Source organism: Exiguobacterium sp. s125, assembly GCF_018618605.1.
Classification (GTDB): Bacteria; Bacillota; Bacilli; order Exiguobacteriales; family Exiguobacteriaceae; genus Exiguobacterium_A; species Exiguobacterium_A oxidotolerans.
In genome coordinates, this window is record NZ_JACSMI010000001.1 from 571,850 (window position 1) to 583,936 (window position 12,087).

Consider the following 12,087-nt stretch of genomic DNA (forward strand, 5'->3'; position numbering starts at 1 on the left):
TCCACGTGGATTCAGCTCCTACTATACTAGAAAGGATGTTATTTCGCATGATGAAAATCTCGACGAAAGGCCGGTATGGTCTGACAATCATGATCGCACTCGCTAAAGGAGGCGAACAAAAGCCGTTATCCTTAAAGAAAATTGCGCAAATGTATAATCTGTCGGAGCATTATTTGGAACAATTGATTGCCCCGCTCCGAAATGGCGGGCTGGTCAAAAGTGTCCGTGGCGCTTACGGCGGTTATAAGTTAGGGCGTAAAGCGGAAGAAATCACGGCCGGCGATATCATTCGTTTGCTTGAAGGACCACTCGTCGTTGTCGAAGGGGACAATTCTGATGAAGTGACGAAACGAAAGTTATGGGATAAAATCCAAAGTGCAGTCGATCAAGTACTGGATTCGACGACATTAAAGGATTTAGCGGAAGACGATGATACTGGATATATGTTCTATATATGAAAGGTGAGACGAAATGATGTATTTTGATCATGCGGCGACAACGCCGATGCACCCTGATGTACTCCAAACAATGACTCCATATATGCTCGAGCAATTCGGGAATCCGTCGAGCGTCCACGCGTTCGGTCGTTCCGGCCGGGCGGCGATTGACGCGGCACGTCGGACAATCGCGAGTGAACTGAATGCCAAACCAAATGAAATCATCTTCACGGCGGGGGGAACGGAGTCGGATAACTATGCGATTTTGGGTGCCGCGATGAAACATCAAGACAAGGGACAACATGTCATCACGACACGCTTCGAACACCATGCCGTCCTGCGTGCGTTCGAAGAACTCGAAAAACGTGGGTTTGACGTGACGTATTTAGAAGTGCCGGAGTCGGGCGTCGTCACGGTCGACGCACTCGCGGCAGCGCTTCGCCCGGATACGATTCTTGTTTCGGTCATGTTCGGAAACAATGAAGTCGGGACACTGCAACCAATCAAGGAAATGGGCCAGTTATTAAACAAACAAAACATTCTCTTTCATACGGATGCGGTCCAAGTCTTTGGCAAGCTGAGTCTCGACGTCGAAGCATGTCATATTGACCTATTATCGGCATCAAGTCATAAAATCAATGGACCAAAAGGTGTCGGGATGCTCTACGTCCGAACAGGCGTCCAGTTAGAAGTGCAGTCGTACGGTGGCGAACAAGAACGGAAGCGTCGCGCGGGAACAGAAAACGTCGCTGGAATCGTCGGTTTCGCAAAAGCCGTTCAATTGATCGTAGCAGAACGTGACATACTGAAAGCCCAGTCGGAAGACTTGCGTCGCCTATTACTCAATCGTCTCGAGGCTAGTTCGATTTCCTATGAACAAAATGGGCATCCAGGACTGCCGCATATCGTCAATCTCTATTTCCCGCGTGTCGAGATTGAACCGTTTTTAATCATGCTCGATATGCGCGGAATTGCCGTCTCGAGCGGGAGTGCCTGTACGGCAGGTTCCATTGAACCATCTCACGTGTTGTCCGCGATGTACGGTGAAAATGACCGGACGCGGCAATCGGTCCGAATTAGTTTCGGCCGTGGAAATGATGCCGGGCAAGTCGAACTACTCGCACAAGGATTGATAGATGTCGTAAAATCGTTTCAGAACAAATAAGAGGTGAAAGCAATGAATACAAGAGCAAAAGCGCCAAGTGAGACGACAGTCGTCGTCGGGATGTCTGGCGGCGTCGACTCGTCCGTCACAGCACACTTGCTGAAAGAACAAGGGTACAACGTCATCGGAATCTTCATGAAAAACTGGGATGATACGGATGAAGACGGTTTTTGTACAGCGACGGAAGACTATGAAGATGTGATCGCGGTCGCCAATCAAATCGGCATTCCGTACTATGCAGTCAACTTCGAAAAAGAATACTGGGACAAAGTCTTCACGTATTTCTTGAATGAATATAAACTGGGTCGGACACCGAATCCGGATGTCATGTGTAACAAGGAAATCAAGTTCAAAGCGTTTCTTGATCACGCCATGCGTCTCGGGGCGGATTTTGTCGCGACAGGTCATTACGCGCGTGCAGTCTATGAAGACGGGGAACACAAGTTACTCCGTGGGGTCGATATGAATAAAGACCAAACGTACTTCTTGAACCAACTGTCACAAGACCAAATTGCGAAAGCGATGTTCCCGATCGGTCACATGGAAAAGTCAGAAGTCCGGAAAATCGCGGAAGAAGCGAACTTGGCGACGGCGAAGAAAAAAGATTCGACCGGTATCTGTTTTATCGGGGAACGGAACTTTAAACAATTCCTCAGCCAATACCTCCCGGCACAACCAGGCGAAATGCGGACACTCGACGGAAAAGTCATGGGACGTCACGATGGTTTGATGTATTACACGATGGGACAGCGTCATGGGTTAGGGATTGGCGGAGACGGAGAGCCTTGGTTCGTTGTTGGAAAAAATCTTGCGGATAACGTCTTGTTCGTTGATCAAGGCTTCCATAATGAACTGCTCTACTCGGAAGGATTATATGCGTCGGACATCAGCTGGACGGCACCACTTAAAGTCGGCGATACATTCCGGTGTACGGCGAAGTTCCGCTACCGTCAAGAAGACTCAGGCGTGACTGTCCGCTTGCTTGAAAATGGACGTCTTGATGTTGCCTTTGACGAACGCCAACGGGCAATTACACCAGGACAAGCCGTCGTATTTTATGATGGTGATGTCTGCTTAGGTGGCGCAACGATTGACGAAGCGTACAAAGCGGGCGAACGTCTTACGTATCTTGCATAAGGGAGAGAACACGATGAATTATAACGAAGTAGGATTCAGACATTTAGAAGCGGGAAATTACGAACTGGCTGCGCAAGCCTTCAACGATGCGATTGAAGAAAACCCGAATGATCCGACGGCATATGTCAACTTAGGAACGTTGCTTCAATCGATGGATGATGCAGACCGGGCATTACGCTTTTATGAAAAGGCGCTGACAATTGACCCGACGTTCGCCAGTGCCCACTATGCAAAAGGGGCATTGTTCTTTGCGGCAGAGCAACTGGTCGAGGCAGAAGATGCCTTGCGGCTCGCCTTACTCCATGGACTTGATGACGCCGATCTACACTTCATGCTTGGTCTGACGTATCAAAAGCTCGGCGATCCTGTCCGGGGAATTCCTCGCTTGAAACAAGCGACGGAATTGAACGGGGTGGACGTCGAAATTGCTTTCCAATACGGCCTTGCGCTCGCACAAAACGAACAGATCGAAGAAGCGGCAGAAATTTTCGAGCAAGTCCTGTTGTTAGAAGAAACGCACACGGACGCACGCTATAACTATGCGATTGCCCTTGCATTTCTTGGTCAGCAAGAAGCGTGTTATACGGAGCTCGAGACGGTTCTTGAATATCAACCGAATCATACGCTTGCGCAAGATGCGAAAGCGAAAATGGATTCTTTGTTGAAATAAGGTCAATGAATGGGTCTGACTCATAAGTCAGACCAGCATCAAGCCGTGTGACGGATGTTTCCGTCCTTCAACAATCAAATGGCCGATGATCCCACTTTTCAAGGGACCATCGGCCATTTTTGTGCAATTTCTTATCGTTCAAGAGGGTTTAATACTTGCCTGTGTCATGCGACCGCTTTAAAGCGCATTCCGTCTCTGATCGTTTTGAAGATTGCGTTAGTTTCCGACTTCACGTACGACGCGTTGCGGCGGACCAGAAAAGTCTTCGTACGCCTCGTCCATATTTTTTGTATAGAGCTCAATCACATTTTGTTCAGTATCTTTAAAATAAGCGGAGTATTCTTTATCATTCGAAGTTTCTTGTTCATCCCATTCTCGAATCTTAACGGCAATATCTGCTTCCCGTAAGACGTTCAGAGCGTCCTCGAATCGGTTTTTTTCAATGTAAAAGGCGCAGTGGACGTGAGTCCCTCCTTCATCATAAAGCGAATCCCACTTCGTGACCGGTAGATTTTTCACAGTCCGTTCCTCGAGTGTGAAATCTCGTTTGAGCCAGAGTCCAAGTCGCGTGTTTCCGCCAATATAGAGCCATGTCGCCCAAACGCCGTCTTGCGTCGCTTGTTCTTTACTTGGTTCCGCGTCATCTGGAGCCCATTGCTCGACAATCGGTATTCCGAGCGTCCCATGCCAAAAGTTGACAGCGCGTTCCATATCCTCTACTTCAAGTACTAATTCACATAAACCAGCAATTGGTAATCGTCCCACATGCTTCTCCTCCAATTCAATTTTTAGTTCAAGTTCACTTTCCCTGATTTTAAATCGATTAAACGAGTGCTATGATGATGAGAGCGTAGTAAATCGTAGTCTTTTAGAAAGTAGGTGGAGTGATGGAGCACCCTCATCAAGTCGTCGGTCGTGTTAAACGTGTGCTCTTCTCCTCCGAAGAAGAAGCGCATTCCATCGTATTGGTGGCTGTTAAGGAAAAAAACTTTGAATTGAAAGAAACTGAACTCGTCGTGACGGGAACGGGAGTCGGGATTGAACTTGGCGGTACGTATCAGGCGTTTGGCCGTTTAGTGGACCATCCACGGTTTGGTAAACAATTAAAGGCAGAATTAATTCGCCGTTCTGTCCCGATGACGAAGCATGCCGCTGTCCGCTTTTTGACGAATGGATCGTTTACCGGCATTGGTCCGAAAACAGCGAAAAATATCGTCGAGGCACTTGGCGAGGATGCGATTGATGTCATCTTAAAAGATAGCCGTGCCCTCGATCGTGTGCCTGGACTTAAACAAAAACAAGCTGACGTCATCTTCAGTCGACTGGCAACGCTCTATGGCGTTGATCAATTGATGTTGTTTTTGGCACCGTTCGACGTCACGCCGAAACTTGCAGCTAAAATTTATGCGGCGTACGAAGGGGATGCGATGGCGCGGATTCGTGAAAACCCGTATTCCTTGATGTACGAAGTGAGCGGGATCGGTTTTAAGACGGCCGATCAAATTGCCTCCCATCTCGGCTTGATTGGTCTTCACCCGGAACGCGTTGCAGCGTCCGTCATGCACATACTTGAGCAAGAGGCAGGGGAAGGACATGCTTTTGCGACAATTGATTCATTGTTGCAGCGGGCACCCCGCCTGCTAGGCGAAGACCCAGGAGAACGACTCGAACAGGCAATCGAGTTGTTGTTGACAGAAGATAAAGTAAAACTCGAAGAAGGCTGTCTGTATCTGCCGACGATTTATTATGCGGAAGTCAGGGCGGCAAAAGAGCTGGCACGCGTCATGGCGAATGGAGCAGAGCAAGAAGTCGATGTCGCGACGATCTTAACGGCAATCGGTCAGCTCGAAGAACGTTTCGGAATGGAATATGCGACGCAACAACGAGAAGCGATTGAACTGGCCGTCAAAGCACCATTGATGGTCTTGACCGGTGGACCGGGAACCGGTAAAACGACGGTCATCAAAGGAATCTTACATGCCTTACAAGAAATCCATGATTGGCCGCTCGAAAAAAGTCAAGTCAAATCAGGTGATGTGTATCCGTACGTTCTCGTCGCACCGACCGGGCGTGCTGCAAAACGATTGTCGGAAGCGACCGATGTTCCGGCGATGACAATTCATCGGCTGTTGAAATACGACGGCTCAAATTTTCAATTGAATGAAGATCAACCAATCACCGGAAAAGTGTTGATCATCGATGAATCATCGATGATTGATATCTACCTCTTGTCGAGTCTCCTTCGCGCCGTGCCGAACGGGATGAAAATCTTGTTCGTTGGTGACCGGGATCAACTGCCGTCGGTCGGTCCGGGACAAGTTTTGGCTGATTTAATGGATACGGACGGGATTCCGGTCGTACGACTCAATGTCGTACACCGTCAAGCGGAGGATTCGTCGATTTTACGATTGGCTCATGATTTGAAAAATCGGGTCACATCAGCTGATTTATTGGCACCGTTATCGGACCGCCGTTTTTATTCACTTGCTCCGCAGGAATCATTACGCGGGATTGCCGCCTTCGCTGAAAAAGCGTTAGCAAAAGGCTACTCGAAGTTCGACGTCCAAGTCCTCGCCCCGACATATCGCGGACAAGTCGGGATTGATGAACTCAATCTCGCGCTGCAAAATGTCTACAATCCGGAAGCACCGAAAAAACGGGAAGTGAAGCAAGGGAATCGGCTGTACCGGAGTGGAGATAAGATTCTTCAGCTCGTCAACAATGCGGAAGAAAATGTCTACAATGGTGATATCGGCGAAATCGTCAACATCTTTTTTGCGAAAGAAAACGTCGATAAAGTCGATAAAATTATCGCGCGGTTCGACCAGACGGAAGTCGAATACAATCGCAGTGACTGGGACCAATTCACACATGCCTATGCGATCACGATCCATAAAGCCCAAGGGTCGGAGTTTCCGATCGTTCTGATGCCGGTCTTCTTTACGGGCGCCTTTAAGCATTCGAGAAACTTAATTTATACGGCCGTGACCCGTGCGAAAACAAGTTTGTTGTTGTTCGGAGATCCACGCGCCTTTCACAAGGCATCACAAGAAGAAGAACCTCGTCGACGGACGCGGTTGATTGAACGTCTGGGTGGTGCGACAAAGACTTGACGGAATACGTTGGATAGGTAATAATCACGTTAGATGAATGGACGCAAAACGTTGATAGAAGATAAGTAGAGTGATGCAATCATGACGAAGAGAGAGATGGATTTGCTGCAACCATCTCCATGATGAATCATTTGAAGCTCCTTCTTGAGTCGAGTGAAAACACTTGCGGTTAATCCCCGTTATTGGATTTTTCGAGGTAACATCCGTAACAGAGGATGTTGCGAACGAGGGTGGTACCACGAGAGCGATGCTTTCGTCCCTTTCCTAGGGGATGATGCATCGTTTTTTTTGCGTTCAGGATGAACTTATTAATTAATTGGGGGTATTTTCGATGAAACCATTAAAACCGTTGACTGGCGCACAAATCCGTCAGATGTATCTCGACTTTTTCCAATCGAAAGGTCACGCTGTGGAACCGAGTGCTTCTCTCGTACCAGTGGAAGATCCAACATTGCTTTGGATTAACTCAGGTGTCGCGACATTAAAAAAATATTTTGATGGACGTGTCATCCCAGACAATCCACGAATCGTCAATGCACAAAAATCGATCCGGACGAACGATATCGAAAACGTCGGTAAAACGGCACGTCACCATACGTTTTTTGAAATGCTCGGTAACTTTTCAGTCGGTGATTACTTCCGTGAAGATGCGATCAAATGGGGCTGGGAACTCTTAACGAGTGACGAGTGGTACGGTCTAGATCCAGAGTACTTGTCTGTTACGATCCATCCGGAAGACGATGCGGCACGCCAAATCTGGCTTGAGCTCGGTGTTCCGGCTGAACGGATCATTCCGCTCGAAGATAACTTCTGGGAAATCGGTGAAGGTCCATCTGGTCCGAACACGGAAATTTTCTTTGATCGTGGTCCAGACTTCGGTGACGACCCGAACGATTCAGAACTCTACCCGGGTGGCGAAAATGAACGTTATCTTGAAATCTGGAACATCGTTTTCAGTCAGTATAACCATGATGGAAACGGGAACTACACAGAACTTCCACGCAAAAACATTGATACAGGAATGGGTCTCGAACGGATGGCTAGTGTCTTACAAAACGTGCCGACGAACTTCGATACGGACTTGTTCATGCCGATCATCCATAAGACGGAAGAAATGAGTGGTAAAAAATACCGTGATGACGCGAAGCTGGATGTAGCATTCAAAGTCATCGCTGATCATATCCGAACAGTTTCGTTTGCGATTGGCGACGGCGCATTGCCATCGAACGAAGGACGCGGGTATGTCCTCCGTCGTTTACTTCGCCGGGCAGTCCGCTATGCGAAGATGCTTGGAATCGAACGTCCGTTCATGTACGAGCTCGTGGATACGGTCGGTGGCGTCATGGTTGACTTTTACCCACAAGTTCCAGAGAAGGCGGACTTCATCAAACGTGTCATCAAGAATGAAGAAGAACGTTTCCATGAAACATTACAAGATGGTCTCGCGATTTTAAATACGGTCGCTCAGACGGCTAAAAATAATGGAGAGCATACGATTAGTGGGGAAGATGCATTCCGTCTTTACGACACGTACGGTTTCCCCCTCGAATTGACAGTCGAATATGCAGAAGATCATCAAATGGCAGTTGACGAAGAAGGCTTTAAACGGGCGATGGATGAGCAACGTAAGCGGGCCCGTGCGGCACGTGAAGATGGCGGATCGATGCAACAGCAATCTGAAGTTCTTGCGACATTGACGGTACCAAGCCGGTTCGTCGGTTATACGGATGTGAAGACGGATGCAACGATCGTCGCATTGCTTCATGATGGAGAACATGTCACGGAAGTCGCAGCAGGCGAACAGGCACAAGTCATTTTAGACATCACGCCGTTTTATGCTGAGAGCGGTGGTGAAGTCGCGGATACAGGAACGATTGAAGGAAAAGATTTCGTCTTAGACGTCAAAGACGTACAAAAAGCACCGAACGGTCAAAACTTGCATACGGTCATCGTTCGGACGGGGATTGCACTCGCGGACGCTTCAGTCATCGCAGAAGTCGAAGGCGCAGCACGTAAAGCCATTACGAAAAACCATACAGCAACACACTTGTTGCATAAAGCACTAAAAGATACACTCGGCACGCACGTCAATCAAGCAGGATCACTCGTGTCAGCAGATCGTCTCCGCTTTGACTTCTCTCACTTTGGTGCAGTCACGGCAGATGAACTGAAAACGATTGAACAGGATGTCAATCAGGCAATCTGGGCATCGCTGGCTGTCGATATCGAAGAAATGAACATCGCCGATGCAAAAGCAAAAGGGGCAATGGCACTGTTCGGTGAAAAATATGGTGAAACGGTCCGCGTCGTATCGGCAGGAACGTATTCAATCGAATTATGTGGCGGGATCCACGTCAAGAACACGGCGGAAATCGGTCTTTTCAAAATTGTTTCTGAATCAGGTATCGGTGCTGGTACACGTCGGATTGAAGCGGTCACAGGAGCTGGTGCATATCGTGTCATGAATGCGCATCTTGAGACGCTCGAACAAGCAGCACGTGTCCTGAAGACGAAAACGACGGAAGTTCCGAGTCGAATCGAAGCGTTACAAGTTCAATTACGTGAGACAGAACGCGCAAACGAATCACTCCAAGCAAAACTTTCGAATATCGAAGCAGCATCACTTAAAGATGACGTTGAACTGATCAATGGTGTCCAAGTCCTTTCGAAACGTGTCGATGTGTCTGATATGGATGCATTACGTGGGATGATGGATGAATTGAAAGGTTCACTCGAGTCAGCAATCATCGTCCTCGGCAGTGCGCAAGGCGACAAAGTGAACCTCGTCGCAAGTGTCTCGAAAGACTTAATCGACCAAGGTTATCATGCCGGGAAATTGATTAAAGAAGTTGCGACACGTTGTGGCGGCGGTGGCGGTGGTCGCCCCGATATGGCCCAAGCAGGCGGGAAAGATGCTTCGAAATTAAATGAAGCGTTGGCGTATGCTTCACATTATGCGCAATCACTGGCATAATAGAAAAGTAGTGTAAATGAAAGAGGTGATTAACGTGAGTCAGATGGATCAAACGATGAAATTTAATTTTCCGGAAGACGATAGTAAAGCAGCGACACGGGAAGTGTTGTTGACGGTCTATCACGCTTTGGAAGAGAAAGGATATCATCCAATTAATCAGATCGTCGGATACCTTCTATCTGGGGATCCTGCTTACATTCCTCGTCATAATGATGCACGTAATCTAATCCGTAAGATTGAACGAGATGAATTGCTTGAAGAACTCGTCAAATCCTATCTGTCGGAGAGTGGAGACAAAAAATGAAGCGTGCGATCGGACTCGATGTCGGTTCGAAGACGATTGGAGTCGCGGTGAGTGATTTGATGGGCTGGACGGCGCAAGGCGTCGAGACCGTCAAATGGACAGAACCCGATTATCCTGTCGCCTTCAAGCGACTAGAGGCAATCATTAAAGAGTACGGTGTCGAAATCATCGTCATCGGACATCCGAAAAACATGAACGGTTCGATTGGTCCGCGAGCAGAAGCAAGTGAAGCGTTCGCGCGTGAAATCGAATCAGCGACAGGACTTTCAACAGTTCTCGTCGATGAGCGTCTCACGACGATGCAGGCAGAGCGTATGTTGATCGACGCAGATGTCAGTCGAAAAAAACGAAAACAAGTCATCGATAAGATGGCGGCAGTCATGATCCTACAATCGTATTTGGATCGGGCGAACCGGTAAAGGAGGAAATGAGATGTCTGAAGAAAAGCGCCAGTATCTCTTTCCGGATGAAGACGGTGGCGAACATCTTTTCGAAGAATGGTACCGTTATGTCAGCGAGCGAACAGGGAAAACGTATCTGTTCCTCGAAATGATAGGGAATCCAGAAGATGGCGCAGATGATTTAATCATCTGTGAGATTGATGAGTATGGAGAAGGCGACGATGATTTTGAATTGAGCCTGATCGATGAAAATGATGAGCAGACTTGGGATGAACTCGAGACTGCATTAAAGGAGCGGATGAATGATGCAACAGAATGAACCAACACGTTACGTAATTCCAGATGGTGAAGGTAATGATTTCGAATTTATGGAGCGGTTACGTTATGAGAGCCCACGCTCAAACAAAACGTATATCTTCCTCGAGCCAGTCGGTGCTGACTACGACAACGCGGAAGAAGTCGACATCTTCGTTTACGAACTAGACGAGTATGGCGACGGAGACAATGACTTCAATCTTGTTCCGATCGAAGAAGATGACACGGAAACGTGGGATGAAATCGAAGAAGTCTTCAATACATTAGAAGACGAGCTTGAATAACCGACTCGTGTATAAGGTGATGTCGAAGGAGCAATGCTCTTTCGAGGTCACCTTGTTTTAAGAGAAAAAGGAGGAACCGATGGAGAACGAATGGAAGCACAATGCTGAAATCGAAAACAAGCGCCGCCGGACATCACGCCGGATTACGCTCATCATCCTTTCAGTGTTATTCACGATTTTCTTAGTAGCAGGTGCGGCAATCTATATCTTTTTAAAAAATTCACTCGAACCCGTCAACGCGGACGCAACAAAATCCGTGAAAGTCGAAATTCCGTTAGGTGCTGGAACAAGTACGATTTCAAATATCCTAAAGGACAAAGAATTGATTGCAAATGAAACGATTTTTCGCTATTACGTTCGCTATAAGAATGAATCGTCATTCCAAGCGGGAACGTACACGCTGACGCAAGCGATGACACCGGACGAAATCATCAATAAGTTGAAAACCGGTAAAGTCATGAAAGCAGCAGATGTCAAGATGACGATTCCTGAAGGGATTACGATGGATCGGCAAATCGCCGTGATTGCAAAAGCAACGGGCTTTAAGCAAGAGGCTGTTCGTAAAGCACTGACGGATCAAACGTACATCAACAGTTTGATTGAAAAGTATCCGATGTTAACGGATGAAGTGAAACAAAAAGGAGTACTCTACTCCCTTGAAGGTTACTTGTTCCCGGCGACGTATGAATTTGATAAAGGGAAAAACATCAATCAAATTGCTGAGACGATGCTTGACGAGATGGAAAAAATTTATGATGCAAATGCAGATGCGATTAAAGAATCAGGAATGACATTCCATGAAGTCCTCAGTCTTGGATCGATGGTTGAACGTGAAGCGGCAACAGCGAAAGACCGCCGTGAAATCGCTGGCGTTTTCAAAAATCGTCTTGATGATGGTATGAAACTTCAGTCGGATCCAACAGTCTGGTATGGTACGGGGGAAAACACGGCATTAACGACATTGAAAGATCTTGAGAATAACTCGAAATACAATACGTATAAATATGAGGGAATTCCAATCGGTCCGATTTCAACAGTCAGTAAAGATTCCGTACTCGCCGTACTCAATCCGAATAAAACAAAGTATGTTTATTTCTTTGCTCGGCCACCGAGTGAAAAAAATCCAAAAGGACAGATTCTTTACGAAGAGACGTATGAAGAACATCAACGTAATGTCGTAAAGTATAAACCGGAATGGGTTGAATACGAAGCAAGTAAAGAGCAATGAGCATCGGGTTGGTTTGGGACGAGTATTTTCGTTCCAGGTCAACCTGTTTATGCGGAGAA

The 12,087-nt window shown here is 47.4% G+C and carries 12 protein-coding genes; 11 read left to right on the forward strand and 1 reads right to left on the reverse strand.

What is annotated here, in order from left to right:
• Window positions 1–50: 50 nt before the first annotated feature.
• From cymR to KNQ05_RS02745, 4 genes are read left to right on the forward strand one after another with little or no spacing between them, the layout of a single operon-like run.
• Window positions 51–458, forward strand: a complete 408-nt coding sequence (cymR, locus tag KNQ05_RS02730) for a cysteine metabolism transcriptional regulator CymR (RefSeq protein ID WP_088838504.1) — start codon at window positions 51–53, stop codon at window positions 456–458.
• A 13-nt stretch (window positions 459–471) separates the two neighbouring features.
• The gene (locus tag KNQ05_RS02735; protein WP_214766468.1) at window positions 472–1,602 is read left to right on the forward strand and encodes a cysteine desulfurase family protein; all 1,131 of its coding nucleotides are present in this window, start codon (window positions 472–474) and stop codon (window positions 1,600–1,602) included.
• Window positions 1,603–1,614: 12 nt separating this feature from the next.
• The gene (gene mnmA / locus KNQ05_RS02740) at window positions 1,615–2,739 is read left to right on the forward strand and encodes a tRNA 2-thiouridine(34) synthase MnmA (protein ID WP_214766466.1); all 1,125 of its coding nucleotides are present in this window, start codon (window positions 1,615–1,617) and stop codon (window positions 2,737–2,739) included.
• Window positions 2,693–3,409, forward strand: a complete 717-nt coding sequence (locus tag KNQ05_RS02745; RefSeq protein WP_235195163.1) for a tetratricopeptide repeat protein — start codon at window positions 2,693–2,695, stop codon at window positions 3,407–3,409. The genes mnmA and KNQ05_RS02745 overlap by 47 nt, the downstream gene beginning before the upstream one ends.
• Before the next feature lie 216 nt (window positions 3,410–3,625).
• On the opposite strand, the gene KNQ05_RS02750 is transcribed toward KNQ05_RS02745, so the two are convergent.
• Window positions 3,626–4,174, reverse strand: coding sequence for a VOC family protein (locus KNQ05_RS02750; RefSeq protein WP_088837511.1), 549 nt, complete (start codon window positions 4,172–4,174; stop codon window positions 3,626–3,628).
• Window positions 4,175–4,296: 122 nt separating this feature from the next.
• Here KNQ05_RS02750 and recD2 point away from each other — a divergent pair, with 122 nt between their 5' ends.
• The 7 genes from recD2 (at window position 4,297) to mltG (ending at window position 12,028) form a co-directional block, all read left to right on the forward strand.
• Window positions 4,297–6,522: an SF1B family DNA helicase RecD2 gene (gene recD2, locus KNQ05_RS02755; protein WP_088837510.1), complete on the forward strand. Its 2,226-nt coding sequence runs from the start codon at window positions 4,297–4,299 to the stop codon at window positions 6,520–6,522.
• Between the two features lie 331 nt (window positions 6,523–6,853).
• A complete protein-coding gene (gene alaS, locus KNQ05_RS02760) occupies window positions 6,854–9,496 on the forward strand; it encodes an alanine--tRNA ligase (RefSeq protein WP_214766464.1) in 2,643 nt (880 codons plus the stop codon).
• A gap of 34 nt (window positions 9,497–9,530) precedes the next feature.
• Window positions 9,531–9,800 (forward strand): IreB family regulatory phosphoprotein, encoded by a 270-nt coding sequence (locus KNQ05_RS02765; RefSeq protein WP_029331017.1) that lies wholly within the window; start codon window positions 9,531–9,533, stop codon window positions 9,798–9,800.
• Window positions 9,797–10,219 (forward strand): Holliday junction resolvase RuvX, encoded by a 423-nt coding sequence (gene ruvX, locus KNQ05_RS02770; RefSeq protein ID WP_029331016.1) that lies wholly within the window; start codon window positions 9,797–9,799, stop codon window positions 10,217–10,219. Before KNQ05_RS02765 ends, ruvX begins: the two co-directional genes overlap by 4 nt.
• Before the next feature lie 13 nt (window positions 10,220–10,232).
• Entirely contained in the window at window positions 10,233–10,520 is a 288-nt protein-coding gene (locus KNQ05_RS02775; protein ID WP_029331015.1) for a DUF1292 domain-containing protein, read from the forward strand.
• Window positions 10,504–10,800, forward strand: a complete 297-nt coding sequence (locus KNQ05_RS02780; protein ID WP_235195162.1) for a DUF1292 domain-containing protein — start codon at window positions 10,504–10,506, stop codon at window positions 10,798–10,800. The genes KNQ05_RS02775 and KNQ05_RS02780 overlap by 17 nt, the downstream gene beginning before the upstream one ends.
• Window positions 10,801–10,879: 79 nt before the next feature.
• Window positions 10,880–12,028, forward strand: coding sequence for an endolytic transglycosylase MltG (mltG, locus tag KNQ05_RS02785; protein ID WP_088837508.1), 1,149 nt, complete (start codon window positions 10,880–10,882; stop codon window positions 12,026–12,028).
• Window positions 12,029–12,087 lie beyond the last annotated feature (59 nt).